We start from the raw sequence: 19,517 nt of genomic DNA, 5'->3' as shown, positions 1-19,517 counted from the left end.
TTGTTTCCCTCGGTCATCGGCTGGAACCGAGGCACCGATCAGCCATTGCCGATCGGGAAGCTTAATCGCGCGCTATTGCATGGAAAAACGTGCCGGTCACAGACCCTCGTTTTCCACCTGATGGGCCCATTTCGACGCCGCGGCCGTCTGCAATCATGGCAAGAGGTTGGTCGGTGCCGGCGTCAACGACACGTGCATAGTGGAATTCATGGCCACGCACCGCGTCGCCCACCCTACCGATTGCGCAGGTGCCGAGAAGTCGTGCCTGACGATAACCGAGATTCATCTTGCGTTGTGCAAAGCTTGTTGCGTGGGAGAGCAGTCCGGTCATGGCATGGGTCACTCCGTCGGCATCTTCCAAAGCCTCACCCAACACCATGTAGCCGCCGCATTCGCCGTGAATGGGCTTGGCTTCGGAGAAAGCTTTCAGTCCGGCTTTGAAGTTCTGAGCGGCGGCCAGCCTGCCTGCGTGAAGTTCCGGGTAACCGCCGGGCAGCCAGCAGATGTCGCAATCGGCCGGCGGCGCTTCGTCGGCAAGCGGCGAGAAGGTCATAATCTCTGCGCCCATGGCCCGCCATTGCCGCTTGATATGCGGGTAGAGGAAGGTAAAGGCCGCGTCTTCCGCCAGCGCGATCCGCTGGCCGGGCGGCGAAAGTGCCTTCTCGGTCGAGCCTTGCGGAATATCGAAGGGTTTGGCGGCCTTGAAGATCGCGTCGAGATCGAGCGATCGCTCCATCGCATCCGCAAGCCTGTCGATATGCGCGTCCATTTCCGGATGTTCACTTGCCTGTACGAGGCCGAGATGGCGTTCCGGCAAAGTCAGCGTCGGATCGCGCAGAACGGTGCCGACGACAGGAAGCCCCAATGCCTCGATCGCGTCTCCGGAAAGCTTCCTGTGCCTTTCGCTGCCCGCGCGATTGAGCACGCAGGAGGCCATTCTTACTGACGGATCATAGTTCATGAAGCCGCAGGCAATCGCTGCCGCGGTTTGGCTCTGGCCGGAGACGTCGAGCACGAGAAGCACGGGCAGGCCGAAAAGCCTGGCAAGATCCGATGCCGCGCCGGAACGGTTCGGCTCGGTAACAATGCCGTCGAACAGGCCCATGGCGCTTTCGATCAGGATCAGGTCGGCATCCTCGGCCTGTTCGCGCGCCAAGTGCCTGAGCAGGTCGGGCGCCATGGCCCAGCTGTCGAGATTGAGGCCAGGCAGGCGGGTTGCCGCCTCATGGAAACCCGGATCGATATAGTCCGGGCCTGTCTTGATGCCGCGTACCTTCACACCGCGGCGCTGGAAGGCACGCAGCAGTCCGATCGTCACGCTGGTCTTGCCGGAGCCCGAGCGCGGCGCGCCGATGATCAGTGCGCGGGCGGTCATGCGCTTTTGCCCGACAAAACGGCCTGCATCGAAACGATCCTGCCGATGACGATCAGCGCCGGTGCGGCAAAATTCTGCCTTTCCACTTCCGCTTCCACCGTTGCGAGCGTTGCCGTCATCGAACGTTCGTCAGGCGTCGTTGCCGCCATAAGAACCGCGACCGGCGTGTCCGCAGCGAGACCGCCTTCCATCAAAAGCCTTGCGATAGTGCCGATCGTGCTGACCCCCATGTAGACGACGATCGGTTCGCCGGTCTTTGCCAGCGCCTTCCAGTCGAGATCGCCCGGCGTGCCGGCAGCGTGGCCGGTTGCCAGCGTGATCGAGCGGCTGATGCCGCGCATCGTGGCGGGAATGTTGGCGGACGCCAGCGCCGCGAGCGCAGAGGTCATGCCGGGCAACACCCGGAAGGGGATGTTTTCCTTCACCAGGGCCTCGGCCTCCTCGCCGCCACGACCGAAGATGAAAGGATCGCCGCCTTTCAGCCGCAGCACGCGCTTGCCGGCCTTTGCCAGTTCGATCAGCTTGGCGGTTATATCGTGTTGCGCGACCGAAGGTTTGCCGCCTCGCTTTCCGACGAAGATAAGGTCTTTCGTTTTCGCCAGTGCCAGAACTGCGTCCGAGACCAGTGCGTCATGGACGATCACATCCGCCTTCGCCAATGCGTCGGCAACTTCCAGCGTCAGATAACGCGGATGGCCCGGCCCGGCGCCTGCAAGCCAGACATGGCCGGGCGTAAACTCGGGCGCATCGACGATCGTTTCGAACAACTCATTCACGGACATATGCAAACCTTTTGCCGGCCGGTTGCGGTCGGGCTATAGAAACGGCCATGGAAGCGGCCATTGAAGAAGAAAGCAAGAACCTGCGTCGTGGCTGGACCACGGGAACCTGTGCGGCGGCGGCCAGCAAGGCAGCCTGTCTTGCGCTGATAACCGGTGAATTTCCGGCCTTGGTCGATGTGACCTTGCCTGGTGGACAACGGCCGGCTTTCGCTCTGGCGATCGAGGAAAAGGGCAGCGGCTTTGCCAAGGCAGGCATCGTCAAGGATGCCGGTGACGATCCCGACGTAACCCACGGCGCGCTTATCATGAGCACGGTGCGTCGTGGACCTCCCGGCACCGGCATCACCTTCAAGGCGGGACCGGGTGTCGGCACAGTGACCCGGCTCGGCCTGCCGTTGCCGCCCGGCGAACCGTCGATCAATCCGGTGCCGCGCAAGATGATCGCTCAGGCGATAAGCGAGGTCTGCCATGGCGAGGAGGATTTCGAGGTCGAGATCTCCGTCGCAGACGGCGAAAAGATTGCCGAGCGGACTCTCAACGGCCGGCTCGGAATTCTCGGCGGCATATCGATCCTCGGCACGACCGGCATCGTTATTCCGTTTTCCTGCGCGTCTTGGATCCATTCCATCTGGCGCGGAATCGATGTCGCCCGCGCGGCCGGCCTCGACCATATTTCCGGTGCCACCGGCAACACGTCGGAAAAGGCGGCGCAGGCGCATCATGTCCTGTCCGAGATCGCGCTGATCGACATGGGCGATTTCGTCGGCGGCATGCTGAAATATCTCCGCAGCCATCCGGTGCCGAAAGTGACGATCGCAGGTGGTCTCGCCAAGATGACGAAGCTCGCCCAAGGTATGCTCGACGTGCATTCCAAGCGCGGGCTGGCCGATCTCGAAGCCCTTGCCAAGGTCGCGGCCGAAGCTGGCGCGAGCGCCGATCTGGTGGCCCGCATCGCTGCGGCGAACACTGTGTCGCATGCCTTCCAGCTTGCGGGAGAAAGCGGACTTGCTCTCGGTGACCGCATCGCGGCGCTCGCCTGGAAAACTGCGGCCAAGGCGCTCCATGATCCGGACATCGCGCTGGAAATCCTGGTCTTCGACCGGCAGGGCCAGTTGCTCGGCAGGACGGAATTTACGCCTTCCGATCATTCCGAGCCCTTATCCGCCTGAATTGGGTCCGTCTGATCCTTGCTCAACTGATCCCAGCCAGGGCGAAAACGCCTTACATAGTCGGCATTGTATAGCTGGCTCTCGACGAAATCGGATGCTCCCAATCCCTTGCCGACAAAGATCAGCGCAGTGCGCTCGGCTGGTTCTTCGGCAAGCTTCGCTTCGATATCGGCAAGCGTGCCGCGAATGATCCGTTCTTCCGGCCAGGAGGCGCGCACGACGATCGCCACCGGGCAATCGGCGCCATAAAGCGGCGTAAGTTCCTCGACGATCCTGCTGAGCGCATGAATGGCAAGATGGATCGCCAGCGTTGCACCCGTCGCGCCGAAAGCCTTCAGCGTTTCGCCTTCCGGCATTTTTGACGCGCGGCCCGAGACACGGGTGAGCACAAGGCTTTGCGCCACTTCCGGGATGGTCAATTCGCGCTTCAGCGCCGCGGCCGCTGCAGCGAACGAGGGGACACCTGGCGTAAGCGTGTAATCGATCCCATGCTTGTCCAGCCGGCGGATCTGCTCGGCAACTGCGCTCCAGACGGAAAGATCGCCGGAATGCAATCGGGCGACATCCTTGCCAGCCTTATGGGCGGCAACATATTCCGCCTCGATCTCGTCCAGCGACAGCGAGCCGGTATCGACGATCCGCGCATCCTTCGGGCACCAGTCGAGCAATTCCTTCGGCATGATGGAGCCGGCATAAAGGCAGACCGGCGAACGGGCGAGAATGTCGCGGCCGCGTACGGTGATCAGGTCTGCAGCACCCGGCCCGGCGCCGATGAAATGGACTGTCATGCAGGTTCTTTCATTTCAGCAAGCGCGCAGGTCGCACCCTTCGAGATCAGTCGTGGGACGATGATTTCCGATCGCTCGCCGGCGACGGCCAGCGCTGCGGCTTCCGAAAGGCTGGAGGACAGCGTCTTGGCAAGGCTGTGGCGGGAAACGGTTTTCGTCCGCGGTTCAGCATCCATCAATGCGTCGTCATTGACGATGTGGAGCGGCAGGCCCAGCGTTTCCGCCAGTTGCAGAATGCCGGGTTCTTCCCGCTTGATGTCGCCGGTTGCGAGTGCGGCGATGGATGAACGTGAAATCCCCGCTTCCGTGCAGGCGGCATCGAGCGCAGACAAAAGCTCTTCGCGTGTGCTGCCCTTGCGGCAGCCGAGACCAGCCACGATCATGATTGCATTCCTTTTGTCCATGTCCATTGCGTTACCGGCATGGCCGGCTTCCAACCCTGCATCGATCCGACGGCTGCTGCACGGGAAACATCGATGCGGATCAAGCTGCCGCCGAGTTTCGCCTGTGCCGAAAGCAGAACGGCTTCCATTTCCAGCGTCACGGCATTGGCGACCAGTCGGCCGCCGGGCTTCAGGGCCTCAACGGCTGCATCGAAGACGCCCGGCTCGCTGCCCCCGCCACCGATAAAGATCGCATCAGGTTGCGGCAGGCCATTGAGTGCTGCCGGTGCCTCGCCTTCAACAAGAACCAGTCCGGGCACGCCCAACCGGGATGCGTTGCGCCTGATGCGGGCGGCGCGTTCGGGATGGGCTTCGATGGCGATCGCCTTCATCGACGGATCCGCCAGCATCCATTCGATGCCGATCGAGCCGGAACCGGCGCCGATATCCCAGAGGAGTTCGCCGCGGCGAGGGCTGAGGGAGGACAGCGTCAGGGCGCGAATCTCGCGTTTGGTGATTTGACCGTCATGCTCGAAGAGGGAGTCATCCAGACCGAAACCACGCGGCAAAATACGCGCACCGGCATCTGCCGTCACCTCCACCGCGACGACATTGAGGACATTGATATCCTGCAGTGCAAATTCACCGGCATGGCAGGAGCGAATTCGCTCAGCCTCGCCGCCCAGCGCTTCCAGCATGGTCATTTCTGACCGGCCGAACCCGCTTTCCGCCAGCAATTCCGCCAGTTCCCGCGGACCTTTTTCGTCGGACGTCAGCGCAATGATCCGCCGGCCGGGATGCAGCAGCGGCCGAATCAGGTCGAGTGATCGACCGTGCAGAGAAACGGTTTCGATATCCTGCAGCGGCCAGCCAAGCCGCGAGGCTGCCAGCGAAAAGGCCGAGGGCGATGGATACGTTGTGAATTCGTCAGAACCGACATGGCGCGACAGGCTCACGCCGACGCCGTAAAAGAAGGGATCGCCGGAGGCGAGGACACAGACTTTTTGCCCCCTCAATGCCACGACGTCGCGCATCGCCGCATCAAAAGGGATCGGCCATGGCCGCGCATCACCTGTTATCAGCGGTGCCGCGAGTTCCAGATGCCGCTTGCCGCCAAAGACGACCGAAGCATCGGCAATCGCGGCTTTGGCATTGTCGCCCAGCCCTTTGACGCCATCCTCACCGATGCCGACGATGGACAGCCAGCGACTTTGGTTTAAAGCTCTTGTCTCTGATTCAGGAGGCAATTTGACTTACTCCATCCTCATCTTGGGCGGCACGGCCGAAGCCAAGGCTCTTGCTGCGATGCTTTTGGCGAGCCCCGATTACGAAATCCTGCTCTCGCTTGCCGGCCGCACCAAGACGCCGGCCGAGCAGCCCGTGCCGGTGCGCATCGGTGGTTTCGGTGGAGCAGAAGGACTGGCGGCGTTCATCCGTGAAAAGGGTGTGGACCTGCTGATCAATGCGACGCATCCGTTTGCGGCCCGGATTTCCCGCAATGCTGCGGAAGCGGCCATCTCTACAGGCGTGAATATCCTGGCGCTTCGGCGTCCCGCATGGTCGCGGCAAAAAGGCGATCACTGGCAGGAAGTCGCCGACATTCCGGCGGCCGTCGCAGCACTCGATATCGCCCCGCGCCGGGTGTTCCTGACGCTCGGGCGGCAGGAATTGGTGCCCTTCGCGGCCATGAAGCAGCATCGTTATCTGGTCCGCAGCGTCGATCCTGTCGAACCGCCACTCGACCTGCCGCATGTGTCCTATATCACCGCCCGCGGGCCGTTTTCCGAATCTGACGAGATCGCGCTGCTCAAACAACACGAGATTGATCTGATCGTCTCGAAAAACAGCGGCGGTACCGCCAGCGCAGCCAAGATCAATGCTGCCCGGCGTCTCGGTATCGAGGTCGTGCTGATCGAGCGTCCCCGCCTGCCGGATGTGCCGTCGGCAAAAAGCGTCGAAGAGCTTGCCGGCATGGTGCGTCACTGGGAACTCTCCGCCAGGAAGCGTGGCGAATAAACGATCGGCCTCTGGCCAATCCGTTCTATCTGCCGGGTTTCGGCCGTACCGACGATGACGCAGGTGGCCATGTCAGCCATGTCCCCTTGTGCTTCCGCCAGCGGCACGATGTGGATCGCTTCGTCGGGGCGGCCAGCCGCGCGGCCGAAAATCACCGGTACGGTGCCGGGCAGTTGGGCGCGCAGAATGTCGAAAGCCTCGCCAAGCTGGTGCGGACGTGCCTTGCTGATCGGATTGTAAAAGGCCATGACGAAACCGGCCGTCGCCGCGGCCACGAGACGCTTTTCGATGACCGCCCAGGGCTTCAGGTTGTTTGAAAGCGATATGGCACAGAAATCATGCCCGAGCGGGGCACCGGCCTTGGCCGCGACGGCCAGCATGGCAGTCACGCCGGGTACAACGGAAAGCTCGATCTCCCGCCATTCGGCCGGGCCATCGTCAATCGCTTCGCAGACGGCCGCCGCCATCGCAAACACGCCCGGATCGCCGCCGGAGACGACACAGACCTTGCCACCGTTCGCCGCCATTTCCAGTGCCGCCTTTGCGCGGGCCAGTTCCTCGCGGTTGTCGGAAGCATGCCGGAGTTGGTCAGGCCTGAGGTTTAAACGATCGATATACGGGAAATAGCCGAAAAAGTCGGTCGATGCCGTAACTGCCGCCAAAGCCTCCGGCGTTATCTGGTCTGGATTGCCGGGGCCGAGGCCGACAACGGTCAGCGACCCGGTCATTTCTTTTCCCCTTGCGGCCTGGTCGTCCAGCCGGGAACAAGCACGATGGAGAAATAGGGTGCCGGGCTTTCGTCGCGTGTTTCCAGCCGTTCCGCCGCGCCGTTTTCCATTGTGCCGCGCTCGACATAAAGCGCGCCGGAAAGTTTTCCGACGGATGCCAGCGCACGGCGAATCTTCGGCAAGTTACGGCCAACCTTCATAATCACGGCACCATCCGTAACTGCGAGCCGTTCTGCCAGTTTTTCCTCCGGCAGCGTACCGGGTAGCACGCTCAATATGTCGTCGCCCTGGACCAAGGGTAGGCCGGTCATCGACCAGCAGCCGGACATGGCGGTAACGCCTGCGATTACGTCCGCCTGATAACGATCCTTCAGCCGCAGATGCAGATGCATGTAGGAGCCATAGAACAGCGGATCGCCTTCGCTCAGCACGGCAACATTCTTGCCGGCGTCGAGATAGGCGGCGATTTCCTCGGCCGAGCGATCGAAGAAATCGTTGATTGGGTTCTTGTAGTCGGCCTCGTCCTTGTGGGTCTCGATCGTCACCGGGTAAACGAGCGGCAGTTCGATCGTGCCGGCGCGGATATGCGCCTCGACGATGGCGCGGCCATTGCCGGTCGAGCCCTTCTTGCAGAAGAAGGCGATCACATCGGCTTCATTGATGGCGCGCACCGCCTTCAGCGTCAGCAGTTCCGGATCGCCCGGACCCGTGCCGACGCCGGTCAGTTTGCCCTTGATGACGACCGCGTTCACAGTCCGGCCCTCGCAAGTGCGTTGACGGCGGCGGCGGTCATGGCCGATCCACCCATGCGGCCGCGCACGACGGCATAAGGAATGTCGTGGACGGATTGCATCAGCGCTTCCTTGCTTTCCATCGCGCCGACGAAACCGACCGGCATGCCGATGATCGCGGCCGGGCGTGGTGCGCCGGCATCCAGCATTTCAAGCAGACGGAACAGCGCGGTCGGTGCATTGCCGATGGCGACGACTGCGCCTTCCAGCTCGTCCCACAGGTCCAGAGCTGCCGCCGAACGGGTATTGCCGATCGTCCTCGCCAGCTCCACGGTGCGGCTGTCCCGCAGGGTACATATCACCTGATTTTCGGCCGGCAAACGAGCGCGTGTTATGCCATGCGCCACCATTTCGGCGTCGCAATATATCGGCTTTCCGACCCTCAGCGCTCCGCGGGCCGCCTCGACGAAATCACTGGAGAAACGGAAATGCTCCGCCGCCTCGACCAGCCCGCAGGCATGGATCATGCGTATCGCGATATCGGCCTGTTCTTCCGTAAAAGCGGAGAGATCGGCTTCCGCGCGAATGATCGCGAATGACTTTTCGTAGATCGCATCGCCGACGCGGATATAGTCGTATTGGGTCATGGTCGTCCTGTGGCTGCCGCTGCCAGCCGGTCGGAACCGATCCGGGCAAGGCAGGCGGCTGAGTTTTCGCTTGGCCTTCTTTCCGATCTGACGAGATCGGCCAGGCGGCGAAGCGTGGCGTTGGTATCGGCAAAGCTTGAGAAAGCAAAGGGTTCGTCTGCAGCTTTTCCCTGCGCAATCAGTGAAACGCGATCCGCGGTGCCGCAAAGTGCAAGCGCTGCCGGTTGCGGATGGGCGCAGCCCTTCGGGCAGCCGGTCACATGCAGCTTGAACGAGCCGTCGAGAAGGTCGGCGCATTCGGCTGCTGCAGTTGCGGCAATCTCGTGGGTGGCAATCGTCGCCGAATTGCAGGCCGGGCTGCCGGAGCAGGCGGCGATATGGCCGCGCGGGTCGGTGGCGGAGGTGACGAACCCGTTGTTTGCGGCGAAATCCCGCAATGCCCGGCAGGCGATCTCCGTGCTGAAGAAGAGCAGCGAGTGATCAAACGCCGGTTTTGCGGATTTTATTCCCAAGCGAGCAGCTTCATCGCAGAGCGCGATAAGATTTCCGGAGTTCGCCTGCCCAAAGGCTGGGCCGATGCCGACCGCATGGAGGCCGTCGGAGAGCGGAAACAGGTCGAAGGGCGAGGCCGCATTTCCGGACGTCATCGTCGGGCCTGTCCCGAGCATCTGCGACGGATCGGTTTTTTCAACGCTGGCGGATCCTCGGGAGAGGCCCGAGGATAACGGCGGAGCAGGTGGCGCCTTCTTGTTCTCCGCCAGATCGGCAATCAGATCCCGCCCGCGAGCCTTGTTTCTAAGGCTTGCCAGCCGTTTCAACAGCTCAATCACCGTGTCGACAACAAGTGTTTCACGTAAAACATTGAAAAGAAATCCAGATTGCTCTGTGCCGCCGAGAAGGAGTTTCCATTCCCTCTTGCTGAGCGCTACCAGCCTTATATCCGCAAGCAGATCCGAGAGCCGCAGAAGCCCGCCACCATCGACTACCACCGTCATTTTCGGAGCAAGTCCGGTGATGCCGCGCGAGGCTTCACGAATGGCCTCTGCCAGCGGTCGGGGATCGGCGATTTCGCTTCCGTCCATTCCGGCAAGCGGCGGCACTTCGACGGCAAGGCCATCGCGCAACGGCAGACTCATCGCCCTTATCTCGGCATCAAGGCGCGGCGCTGAGGTTTCCGTCAGACCGCGGACCTGTAGATTGCCGCGGGCGGAAATGTCGATCATGCCGTTGCCGTGCTTCAGCGCCAGCCGACATATGTCCGTAAGTTCTTCGGGCGAAATCGCCTCGATCAGCGAGATACGCGCCAGCAGGCCGTCGCCGGTCATCATTGGGGCCGAAAGCGCCGGGCAGGCGCCTCTCTGCATATTTAGCGGGAGCGCCGTCATGCGACCTCCCTCCGGCAGGCTTCGGCCAGCATTTCGAGCTCCGCATCCACAGCGTTGCGGCGCGGATGCCAGAGGCCACGATTGAGTGCTGAGCGAAAGCGTTCGCCCATATAACGCGCGCCTTCGGGGTTCTGCACCAGAAGAAATTCCCGCACGGTCTCGTCGCCCAGATAGGCGTCATAGGTCGCATCAATCAGCGATTGCGGAATGGCGTGAGTGGTTTCGGCAAAGCCGATCAGCCGATCGACGGTCTCGACCAGCTCTGCGGCCCCGCGCGGTCCGTGGCGCATCTGGCCGGCGATGAAGCGCGGATTGGTGGCCCGTGCACGCACCACCCGTGTGACGGCTTCGGAAATCGAGCGTGCTTTCGGTTTTTCCGGATCGGTCGTGTCGAGCGCGATCACATCCGCCTTGCCGCCGAGCGCTGCGACAGCCGCCGAAAAGCCGCCGATGAAGGCGACGTCGGCCGAGCCATCAAGCAGATCGCGGCCGGGATCGTCGCCGGTATGGACAAGCAGGTCGGCATTGCCAATCCGTCCGGCAAATTCGCCGGGCACATGGCTCGCTTCGCCGTTTGTGCCGCTAAAGGCGTGGCTGGTAGCGTCGAGATAGATGCGTCCGAGTTCCTCCCGTTCGCCCCAGGAGGCGTCGGCGAGCTTTTCCTCAATACCCGAGCCGTAAGTTCCAGGCGCCGAGCCGAAAATGCGCGGTGGGATCACACCCAGTTTCTGCGCCTCTTCGGCCAAGGGATTGTCGCCCGGCGCTTCCTCGCGCGCCGCAATCGCCCGCATCGCAGCGTCGAGAAGCGCGATCAGTGCCGGGAACATGTCGCGGAACAGGCCGGAAATCCGAAGCGTCACGTCCACGCGCGGACGGCCGAGCTGCGCCGGAGGCAATACCTCGATGCCGGTCACACGCCCGGTTGCCATATCCTGAACCGGCCTTGCGCCCATAAGCGCCAGAACCTGCGCCACTTCCTCGCCGCCGCTTCGAAGCGATGCACTGCCCCAGAGATCGAAGACTAGATTTTTCGGCCAGTCGCCGTGGTCCTGCAGATAGCGGCGCAGGATTTCATCGGCGGCACGTTTGCCCAGTTCGAAAGCGGTCGGTGTCGGCAGGGTGCGCGGGTCGCTGGCAAACAGATTTCGCCCGGTCGGCATCACATCACGGCGGCCACGGGCCGGCGCACCGGAAGGCCCGGGCCGGATATGACTGCCATCCAGAGCATCCAGCAGGGCCTGCTTCTCCGTACCTGCACTGGCGATCCGCAACGGGTCGTCGTCACCTTCGGCTGCTTGACCGAAAACATGCTGGCCGTCCTTGATCGCAAAATCCTTGAGATCGCAGAGGAAGGCATCGATCCGCGCCAGTGCCGTATCCGGGTCGTCGTCGCGGGAGACGCCGGCGTCGATGGCAATCGTGGTGTCCCGAGCCGCGTCGACGATCAGTTTCGCCAGCCGGTCGCGGCGGCGGCGGTCCAGCCCGTCGGCCTGCGCATATTCATCGACCAGTAGTTCCAGCTTTTTCCCGTCGTCCGAAAGGCCGGCACCGGTCAGGACCGGCGGAAGATGGCCGATGGTGACGGCGGAAATCCGCCGCTTGGCGACGGCCGCCTCGCCGGGGTTGGAGACGATAAAGGGATAGATTACCGGCAGGCCACCGGTCACCAGTTCGGGAAAACACTCTTTCGACAGCGCCACCGTCTTGCCCGGCAGCCATTCAAGCGTGCCGTGTGCACCGACATGCACGATCGCATGGGCGCCAAGCACGCCGCGCATCCATTGGCCGAACGCCACCAGCGCGTGGCGCGGCGGCAGGTCGGGGCTGTGATAATCGGCGCGGCGATCGGCGTTGCGGCCACGATCCGGCGCCAGTGCCATGGTGATATTGCCGAACTGCGCGGCGCGAAAACGATATGCGCCGTCTTCCAGATCCTCATCGCTTTCCGGCTCACCCCAGGCGACCGTGGCACCCGTTGCGGCGAGATAGTTTTCGATCGGCAGCACGCCTGACTTTTCATTCAGGCGATCCAGCAGATCACGCGCCGTTACCGGAATATTCGAAACAGAGTAGCCGGCTATCGAAAGCTCGCGCAACATGACAAGCACGCTTTGCGGAACATCCAGCCCGACGGCATACCCGGTGCGGCCCGGCGCACTTGGATAATCCGGCATCAGGATGACGATCTTTCGTTCCGCCCGCGCCGTCATCTTCATCCGCAGAAAGGCGGCGATCCGCTCCGCCACCTGTTCCACCCGATCGGGCTCCGGCTGGTTGACGAGATCGGCGGAATTTTCGCCCTGCTTGAAGGAGATAACGCCGGCCAGAATGCGGCCGTCGAGCTCCGGCAGAACGACATGCATGGCAAGATCTGCAGGGTTCAGCCCGCGCCTGCCCTCCATCCAGCCCTCGCGGCGGGTGGTTGCGACGACGATCTGGAAGACTGGAATGCCGGAGCGATCGAAGATCGTCTCGTTATTGTCGTCCGTGCCGCTGGCAAAGGCGGTGGTGGTGAGGATCGCGGCGGGCTGAAGTTCGCTCAACGCCTTTTCGAAGAAAGCAATCGCCTCGGCATCCTTCAGGCCGCTGACGAAAACCGGTACGGGGGCAAAGGCACGCGCTGCGAGCGCTTCGAACAGCGCATCAATGGGTGCCGCGTCATTCGCAAGCAGCATGGACCGGTAGAACAGAATCGGCAGGCGCGGTGCGTCCGGCGAAAAACCGGTCGTCAAGTTTTCCAGATCAACGATGCCAGCACCCGGACGATAAAAACCGGCCTTGGGCATCGGTATCGCGGCTGGTGGAATATCCGTCTCACCCTTGGCCAGGGCTCCAAGCCGCCGCACCAGAAGCCGCATATTGTCCTGCCCGCCCTCGCGAAAACAGGCGAGAATGCCGGTCAGTGTCTCCTCGGGAACCGTTGAAGCGGCAGCCAAGCGTTCGTCGCGTATGCTGCATTCGCCGGGCAACATGACGAGCGCGATCTTTTTGCGCCTTGCCAGCCGCGACAGCTCCTCGACACCATAGGCCCAGCGATCGTAACCGCCGAGAATGCGCACAAGGATGATTTTCGCATGCGCCGCCGTCTTATCGAGCCACAGATCGACGGACATGGGGTGGCGCAGGTCGGAGAGGTTGGTAAGGGTGAGGGATGGGTAACGGCCCGCGCGCCAGAGGGGGGTATCTAACCCACCGTCACCAACCGCATCCCGACCACTGTCCTCAGCCGCACTCCAAGCCGCCGCAATTCCGTTCAGGTCGCTGCCGGAAAAAGACAGCACCACCACATCGGCCGGCGACTGGTTAAGGTCGACGGGTTCGATCAGGTCGTCGAGAGACGACGATGTGGTGGCGAGTATGTGCATCCTTCTCCTCGACCGGCGGCTTTAAGCCGCCAGCATCTTTTCGATCGCGGCGCGGTCGATGCCCTTTTCGCCGATCACCACGAGGCGGCTCTGGCGGGTTTCGCCTTGTGCCCAGGCGCGGTCGAAATAATGGTTCACGCGCGATCCTACCGCCTGAACCTGCAGGCGCATCGGCTTGTTCGCGACGTCGATGAAGCCCTTTATGCGCAGTACGTTTTCCGCTTCCGCCGTGGCGGAGATACGGGCGGCAAGCGCTTCAGGATCGGTCACAGTGGCCAGATCGATGACAAAGCTGTCGAAATCGTCGTGGTCGTGGTCCAGCTCGTCATCGTGATGGGTCTTGCGGTTTTCGATATCATCCTCGACGGCAAGGCCGAGACCGATCAGCACGCTGGGATCGACGGCGCCGTTCGCTGCCGGGACGATCTTTACCGCGCGTGGCAGATGCGCCTGAATGCGGCCCTTGGCAGCAGCGAGGGATGCCTGGTCGAGAAGGTCGGTCTTGGTCAGCACGATCATGTCGGCACAGGCGATCTGGTCTTCGAACACCTCTTCGATCGGATCGTCGTGATCGATCGAATCGTCCTGGCTGCGCTGTGCCTCGAGCGCATGATGGTCGTCGGCGACACGACCTTCCGCCAGCGCCACGCCATCGACCACGGCGATAACCGCATCTACGGTCACGCGCGCCTTCACGGCCGGCCACTGGAAGGCCTGAACCAGCGGCTTCGGCAGAGCCAGACCGGAGGTTTCGATCAGGATATGATCGACGCGCGGTTCCAGGGACAGAATCTGGTCGATCGCGGGCACGAAATCATCGGCGACCGTGCAGCAGATGCAGCCGTTTGCAAGCTCGATGATATTGTCTTCCGGGCAGCTTTCGATGCCGCAACCCTTCAGCACTTCGCCGTCGATGCCGACATCGCCGAATTCGTTGACGATGATCGCCAGCCGTTTGCCGTCGAGCTTTTCGATCAGGTTGCGGATCAGCGTGGTCTTGCCGGCGCCAAGAAAGCCGGTGACGACGGTGCAGGGGACTCGATCGAAATTGACGCTCATGAAGGCATGTCCTCGTGGTGATGAAAGGGGGGAATACGGGCGGTCATGCCCTTGCCGCGCAGGCACATCGGACGGCCGCGAAGGGGCAGGAAACCGCGCTCGTCCTCAGCCAGCATCATCGCGCCGGTGACGATGTCATCGACATTGCCGGTGGAGAGATGGCCGAAGACATAGGACCAGCCGGACCGATGATTGAAGGCCGCACTCGGGCTCTTGTCGCAATTGGCAAGGCAGGTTACAGGCTTGACCGCGAGCGGCTTGCCTTCTGCCGCCTGTTTCAAGGCTTGCATCAGGCCGATACCGGGCCGGGCCTCGCTATCGGTCGCTTCGCGGCAGTTGGTGCAGACGAAGATCGTCACGTCCACGTCGCCGGCATTGCCGTCAGCGGTCGCATCGTTCTCGTCTTTTCGCGCTTCATCGGTCATCGGGCCGCAGTACCGCCGGGTTGTTCAAATCGGGGTGCGGAGCAGGACGGCAAGCCATCCCGCAGCGATAACGAAGCTTCCGCCGGAGCACCCCGCCCGGAAAAGCATGATTTTCAAACGGCAGGTCTCCTGGCTCGCGGGTCGTCACCATCCCACCTGCCTTCCCGGATCGATCCGTGGCCGGATTTTCCCAGTGGCGTTCTTGGCGGATTGGCTCGCCGCACACAGTTGCGGGGGCAGCCGCGGCATTGGACTGTTACTTAACCGTCCGCACCGCATTCTCTCTTAGCCCCTGCCGTTGCCGGTAAGGGACCGTCTTGAGGGCTCAAGTAAGCGTTCCGTGGCCAAACTGTCAATGTCGCAAAGGCGATTGCCGATGTTACCGAATTGTCTATAGTGAGCCTGTCTTTGGTGCCCGCAAGGGTTACCCAAGGGAATGCGGTGCGACGGTTTTTTCGTCAAACCCGCGGCTGCCCCCGCAACTGTAAGCGGAAAGCCTTCACCCAAAACGGCCATCCGGCCGTCACGCCACTGGAGAGATCCTGCCAAGGATCCATCTGGGAAGGCGGGTGAAAGGCGTTCGATCCGCGAGCCAGGAGACCTGCCAGAGACATCGGCAATCAAGAACAGCCCTCGGGTGGAGGGCAGAAGGACAAGTCCATGGTTACGAATTCTGCTGCTGGTGCAGTCAGCGTCTCGACATCGAAAATCATTCCTCTCGGCATGTCGGCCCTTCTCGGCCTTTTCATGGTCGGTTTCGTCGGCTTTTCGCATCTGGAAGTCGTGCATAACGCCGCCCATGATACGCGCCATTCGCTGGCCTTTCCCTGCCATTGATATAGCCCGCCACCGAGGGGATTTTCCAAATGTCGCTATTTCGTAACATCGTCTTCACGGCGGTGGTCGCCGGGCTTTTGTCCGGGCTGCTGATGACCGTGATGCAGAGTTTTTCCACCGTACCGCTGATCCTGCAGGCGGAAACCTATGAAAATGCCGGCGGCGAAGAGGCTGGGCATAGCCATTCGCATGACGCGGCGCCTGCTGCGGGAACCGCGGCACCGGTCGTTGCCGATCACCACCATGACGAAGAAGCCTGGGCGCCTGCCGACGGTTTCGAGCGGTTCATCTATACCGCTTCCGCAGACGTGCTAGCCGCAATCGGTTTCGCGCTGGTTGCGATCGCCATCGCCGAAGCTCTTGGCGGTTTCGGTGGATGGCGCGGCGGTTTGATGTTCGGCATTGCCGGCTTCCTTACCGTCAGCCTGGCGCCTGGTCTCGGCCTGCCGCCGGAATTGCCGGGCATGCCGGCCGCCGATCTCGGGCCGCGTCAGGTGTGGTGGATTTCGACCGCGATCTGCACTGCGGCGGGTCTCGGCCTTCTCGTCTATACCCGCTCGGCCCTGCTTGCGGCTCTGGCGATCGTGCTTCTCGTCGCGCCGCATCTGGTCGGCGCGCCTTTGCCGCCAACCCATGAAACGGCGGTGCCGATCGAGCTCTATGCCCGCTTCGTCAATGCCGTTTATGCGACGAACCTGATCTTCTGGGCGGTGCTCGGAGCCATTGCCGGCCTGCTGCGAGAGAAGTTTCGCAGCGGAGAGCAGGTTTCGCTGACAACCGAAAGGGAGCTTGCAGCGCGTTGAAGACTGTAGATGAAACCGCCGAGGAACGTCATCGCGCCAAGATGGCCAACCGCAAGGCGGTTCAGGATGCCGAAGTCGCCGAGAAGACCCTGGAAAAGGGTCTTCTCATTGTCCATACCGGCCCCGGCAAGGGCAAGTCGACGGCTGCCTTCGGGCTGGCTCTCCGGATGCTCGGCAACAATCGCCGCGTCGGCATCGTTCAGTTCATCAAGGGCGCCTGGTCGACCGGCGAACAGCCGGCGCTTGCCGTGTTCGGCGATCGGGTTGTCTGGCACACGATGGGCGAGGGCTTTACCTGGGAAACCCAGGACCTGAAGCGGGATATTGCGGCCGCAGAAAAAGCCTGGGAGAAGGCGCTCGAGCTGATGGCTGACGAAACGATCGGCCTCGTCATTCTCGACGAACTCAATATCGCGCTGCGTTATGATTATCTCGATCTCGAAAAGGTCGTGGCCAGCTTTCAGAGCCGCCGTCCGGATCTGCATGTCGTCGTCACCGGCCGCAATGCCAAGCCGCCACTGATCGAGGCTGCCGATCTCGTCACCGAGATGACGCTGGTCAAGCATCACTTCAAGGCGGGCGTAAAGGCTCAGGCCGGCATCGAGTTCTGAACCATGGTTGCTCGCTCGCTGATGTTCCAGGGAACGGGCTCGGACGTGGGCAAGTCGCTGGTCGTGGCCGGTCTTGCCCGCGCCTTCACCTTGCGTGGCCTGAAGGTCATGCCTTTCAAACCGCAGAACATGTCGAACAATGCGGCCGTCACCGCCGATGGCGGCGAGATCGGCCGGGCACAGGCGCTGCAGGCACGGGCGGCCGGCGTGCCGCTCAGCGTGCACATGAACCCGGTACTGCTCAAACCGCAGAGCGAGGTCGGCTCCCAGGTCGTGGTACAAGGCCGTGTCGAAGGCAATGCCAGGGCTTCCGAATACCAGCATCTGAAGCCGAAGCTGCTGCCGCGCGTGCTGGAGAGTTTCGAACTCCTTCGGGCGAATGCCGATCTGGTTCTGGTCGAGGGCGCCGGCAGTGCTTCGGAAATCAACCTGCGCCGGAACGATATCGCCAATATGGGTTTTGCCCGCGCGGCCGATGTGCCGGTCGTGCTGATCGGCGATATCGACCGCGGCGGCGTCATCGCCAGCCTTGCGGGCACGAAACTGGTGATCGATGCCGAAGACGCGGCGATGATCCGCGGTTTCATCGTCAATCGTTTCCGCGGTGATCCGGCTTTATTTGCCGAAGGCATGGATCTGATCGGCCGGTTCACCGGCTGGCAGTCAATCGGGCTTCTGCCGCATTTTGCCGATGCCGCACTTCTGCCGGCCGAAGATGCGCTGGGTCTTTCCCAGTCCTTCGCCCGCAAACCGGATGCCAAAATCCGCATCGCGGTGCCGATCCTGCCGCATATTTCCAATTTCGACGATCTCGACCCGCTGGAAGCCGAGCCGGATGTGGAGCTGATCCGTGTGCGCCGCGGTGAAGCCATTCCCGGTGATTGCGATCTCGTTCTCCTGGTCGGCTCCAAGGCCACCATCTCGGATCTCGTAGCGCTGCGTGAGGCCGGATTCGATGTCGATATCGCAGCCCATCATCGCCGCGGCGGGCGGGTGCTCGGTCTCTGTGGTGGTTACCAGATGCTCGGCCGGACGGTGTCGGACCCGGAAGGCACGGAGGGGCCGCCCGGTTCGGTCGGTGGGCTCGGTCTGCTCGATGTGGAAACGGTCCTTTCAGGTGCCAAACGGCTGGAAGCAGTGCGGGGCACAAGCTTCGACGGGATGTCCTTTTCCGGCTATGAAATGCATATCGGCCGCACATCCGGTGTGGATTGTGCCCGGCCGTTCTCTACGATTGGCGGTCATGCCGAAGGTGCATCGTCGGCGGATGGCCGGGTTGTCGGCACTTATGTCCACGGGCTGTTTTCCGATGACCGGCAGCGCTCAGCCTGGCTTGTCCGTCTCGGCGGCTCGTCCTCCGGCCTCGATTACGAGGCCAATGTCGATGCCATTCTCGATCGTCTTGCCGCCCATATGGAACGGCATCTCGATCTTACCGGGTTGCTCAGACTTGCCACATGAAAAATGCCAGGACGCCGAAAAGGCCGATCAGCAGCGCATCTGCGATACGCGCGATCTTCAGGGCGTCATGGATGTCGTCATAGACCAGCTCGCGCCGGCCGCCTTCTCCCATATAGCTCGCTTCGATCATCTGCCCGCCATAACTGCGGGGGCCGGCAAGCGCGATGCCCAGCGCGCCCGCCATCGCAGCCTCGGGCCAACCGGCATTCGGCGAGCGATGGTGCTTGGCATCCCGGCGGATCGCCTTGATGGCATTGAGGGGCGACGCATCGCGGACAAAAAATGCAGCGGCTACGAAAAGTACAGCTGTCAGGCGCGAAGCCGGCAGGTTGATGACGTCATCGAAACGTGCGGCAGCCCAACCGAAGGCCTCGTGGCGCGGCGAACGGTGGCCGATCATGCTGTCGGCGGTATTGGCCGCCTTGTAGGCAGCACCGGCAGGCAGTCCACCGATCCCCATCCAGAAGGCCGGCGCTACCACGCCGTCGGAAAAATTCTCCGCCAGGCTTTCAATCGCCGCCCGGCAGATGGCCGCCTCGTCAAGGTCCTGCACGTCGCGTCCGACAATTCTGGACACGGCCCTGCGGCCGGCCGGCAGTCCGCCATGCTTGAGAGAAGAGGCAACCTCCCGAACATGTCGTTCCAGACTTTTCTGCGCCGGGAGGCTCGCGGCGATCAGGATGAGCAAAATCGGCCCCAAGGGAATGACAAGCAGCACGTCCTGCAGGACCGCCGCAATCAGAATGACGACGACTATGACAACGGCCAGTGCCGCAATGCCCATGCGTTTGCGGATCTCGAAATCATCGGTGTCGCGGTTCCATCGAGTGTCGAGTTGCGATATCAGCCGGCCGATCCATGTGACGGGATGGCCGATCAATTTGAACAGCCAGTCCGGATAACCGGTGAGGCGCTCCACGATCAGCGCGAGGAATGCGAGAAGGAACATTGC

Annotated in this window: 19 protein-coding genes and 2 riboswitches; of the genes, 6 read left to right on the top strand and 13 right to left on the bottom strand. The window is 62.3% G+C overall.

Annotation, left to right across the window (positions count from 1 at the left end; all coding sequences use genetic code 11):
- Window positions 1-61: 61 nt before the first annotated feature.
- Both FHP24_RS25040 and cobA read right to left on the bottom strand, forming a co-directional pair.
- Window positions 62-1,375, bottom strand: coding sequence for a cobyrinate a,c-diamide synthase (locus tag FHP24_RS25040; RefSeq protein ID WP_139678977.1), 1,314 nt, complete (start codon window positions 1,373-1,375; stop codon window positions 62-64).
- Entirely contained in the window at window positions 1,372-2,157 is a 786-nt protein-coding gene (gene cobA, locus FHP24_RS25035) for a uroporphyrinogen-III C-methyltransferase (RefSeq protein WP_139678976.1), read from the bottom strand. The genes FHP24_RS25040 and cobA overlap by 4 nt, the downstream gene beginning before the upstream one ends.
- A gap of 47 nt (window positions 2,158-2,204) precedes the next feature.
- Between cobA and FHP24_RS25030 the strand changes: the two genes are divergently transcribed.
- Complete coding sequence (locus tag FHP24_RS25030; protein ID WP_139678975.1) at window positions 2,205-3,326, top strand: cobalt-precorrin-5B (C(1))-methyltransferase; 1,122 nt, start codon at window positions 2,205-2,207, stop codon at window positions 3,324-3,326.
- Here FHP24_RS25030 and cobM read toward each other — a convergent pair.
- The 3 genes from cobM to cbiE are packed head-to-tail and all read right to left on the bottom strand — an operon-like array spanning window position 3,302 to window position 5,744.
- Window positions 3,302-4,114 (bottom strand): precorrin-4 C(11)-methyltransferase, encoded by an 813-nt coding sequence (cobM, locus tag FHP24_RS25025; protein WP_139678974.1) that lies wholly within the window; start codon window positions 4,112-4,114, stop codon window positions 3,302-3,304. The two genes, FHP24_RS25030 and cobM, sit on opposite strands and share 25 nt — an antisense overlap.
- Window positions 4,111-4,497, bottom strand: coding sequence for a cobalamin biosynthesis protein (locus FHP24_RS25020; protein ID WP_139678973.1), 387 nt, complete (start codon window positions 4,495-4,497; stop codon window positions 4,111-4,113). Before FHP24_RS25020 ends, cobM begins: the two co-directional genes overlap by 4 nt.
- Window positions 4,494-5,744 carry a precorrin-6y C5,15-methyltransferase (decarboxylating) subunit CbiE gene (gene cbiE / locus FHP24_RS25015; RefSeq protein WP_139678972.1) on the bottom strand — a complete coding sequence of 417 codons (1,251 nt, stop codon included), beginning with the start codon at window positions 5,742-5,744 and terminating at the stop codon, window positions 4,494-4,496. Before cbiE ends, FHP24_RS25020 begins: the two co-directional genes overlap by 4 nt.
- A gap of 1 nt (window position 5,745) precedes the next feature.
- Here cbiE and FHP24_RS25010 point away from each other — a divergent pair, with 1 nt between their 5' ends.
- The gene (locus FHP24_RS25010) at window positions 5,746-6,513 is read left to right on the top strand and encodes a cobalt-precorrin-6A reductase (RefSeq protein WP_139678971.1); all 768 of its coding nucleotides are present in this window, start codon (window positions 5,746-5,748) and stop codon (window positions 6,511-6,513) included.
- Here FHP24_RS25010 and FHP24_RS25005 read toward each other — a convergent pair.
- From FHP24_RS25005 to FHP24_RS24975, 7 genes are read right to left on the bottom strand one after another with little or no spacing between them, the layout of a single operon-like run.
- On the bottom strand, window positions 6,477-7,241 hold the full coding sequence (locus FHP24_RS25005) for a precorrin-3B C(17)-methyltransferase (RefSeq protein ID WP_139678970.1): 765 nt from the start codon (window positions 7,239-7,241) through the stop codon (window positions 6,477-6,479). The genes FHP24_RS25010 and FHP24_RS25005 overlap by 37 nt on opposite strands.
- Window positions 7,238-7,993 (bottom strand): precorrin-2 C(20)-methyltransferase, encoded by a 756-nt coding sequence (locus tag FHP24_RS25000; RefSeq protein WP_139678969.1) that lies wholly within the window; start codon window positions 7,991-7,993, stop codon window positions 7,238-7,240. The genes FHP24_RS25005 and FHP24_RS25000 overlap by 4 nt, the downstream gene beginning before the upstream one ends.
- Window positions 7,990-8,619: a precorrin-8X methylmutase gene (locus FHP24_RS24995; protein ID WP_139678968.1), complete on the bottom strand. Its 630-nt coding sequence runs from the start codon at window positions 8,617-8,619 to the stop codon at window positions 7,990-7,992. Before FHP24_RS24995 ends, FHP24_RS25000 begins: the two co-directional genes overlap by 4 nt.
- Window positions 8,616-10,004, bottom strand: a complete 1,389-nt coding sequence (gene cobG, locus FHP24_RS24990; protein WP_139678967.1) for a precorrin-3B synthase — start codon at window positions 10,002-10,004, stop codon at window positions 8,616-8,618. Before cobG ends, FHP24_RS24995 begins: the two co-directional genes overlap by 4 nt.
- Window positions 10,001-13,369: a cobaltochelatase subunit CobN gene (gene cobN / locus FHP24_RS24985; protein WP_139678966.1), complete on the bottom strand. Its 3,369-nt coding sequence runs from the start codon at window positions 13,367-13,369 to the stop codon at window positions 10,001-10,003. Before cobN ends, cobG begins: the two co-directional genes overlap by 4 nt.
- Window positions 13,370-13,390: 21 nt before the next feature.
- A complete protein-coding gene (cobW, locus tag FHP24_RS24980) occupies window positions 13,391-14,428 on the bottom strand; it encodes a cobalamin biosynthesis protein CobW (protein WP_139678965.1) in 1,038 nt (345 codons plus the stop codon).
- On the bottom strand, window positions 14,425-14,853 hold the full coding sequence (locus FHP24_RS24975) for a DUF1636 family protein (protein WP_139678964.1): 429 nt from the start codon (window positions 14,851-14,853) through the stop codon (window positions 14,425-14,427). The genes cobW and FHP24_RS24975 overlap by 4 nt, the downstream gene beginning before the upstream one ends.
- A 102-nt stretch (window positions 14,854-14,955) precedes the next feature.
- Window positions 14,956-15,185: riboswitch (cobalamin riboswitch) on the bottom strand.
- A 60-nt stretch (window positions 15,186-15,245) separates the two neighbouring features.
- Window positions 15,246-15,476, top strand: a riboswitch (cobalamin riboswitch).
- A 37-nt stretch (window positions 15,477-15,513) separates the two neighbouring features.
- On the opposite strand from FHP24_RS24975, the gene FHP24_RS24970 reads away from it, so the two are divergent.
- From FHP24_RS24970 to FHP24_RS24955, 4 genes are read left to right on the top strand one after another with little or no spacing between them, the layout of a single operon-like run.
- Window positions 15,514-15,690, top strand: a complete 177-nt coding sequence (locus FHP24_RS24970; protein WP_139678963.1) for a CbtB domain-containing protein — start codon at window positions 15,514-15,516, stop codon at window positions 15,688-15,690.
- A 29-nt stretch (window positions 15,691-15,719) separates the two neighbouring features.
- On the top strand, window positions 15,720-16,493 hold the full coding sequence (locus FHP24_RS24965; protein ID WP_139678962.1) for a CbtA family protein: 774 nt from the start codon (window positions 15,720-15,722) through the stop codon (window positions 16,491-16,493).
- Complete coding sequence (gene cobO / locus FHP24_RS24960) at window positions 16,490-17,104, top strand: cob(I)yrinic acid a,c-diamide adenosyltransferase (protein ID WP_139678961.1); 615 nt, start codon at window positions 16,490-16,492, stop codon at window positions 17,102-17,104. The genes FHP24_RS24965 and cobO overlap by 4 nt, the downstream gene beginning before the upstream one ends.
- Window positions 17,105-17,107: 3 nt before the next feature.
- On the top strand, window positions 17,108-18,565 hold the full coding sequence (locus FHP24_RS24955) for a cobyric acid synthase (RefSeq protein WP_139678960.1): 1,458 nt from the start codon (window positions 17,108-17,110) through the stop codon (window positions 18,563-18,565).
- Here the strand turns inward: FHP24_RS24955 and cbiB are convergent.
- The gene (gene cbiB / locus FHP24_RS24950) at window positions 18,549-19,514 is read right to left on the bottom strand and encodes an adenosylcobinamide-phosphate synthase CbiB (protein WP_139678959.1); all 966 of its coding nucleotides are present in this window, start codon (window positions 19,512-19,514) and stop codon (window positions 18,549-18,551) included. The two genes, FHP24_RS24955 and cbiB, sit on opposite strands and share 17 nt — an antisense overlap.
- Window positions 19,515-19,517 lie beyond the last annotated feature (3 nt).

Source organism: Aliirhizobium smilacinae (assembly GCF_006335145.1).
Classification (GTDB): Bacteria; Pseudomonadota; Alphaproteobacteria; order Rhizobiales; family Rhizobiaceae; genus Neorhizobium; species Neorhizobium smilacinae.
This window is presented reverse-complemented; position numbering and strand designations above follow the sequence as displayed.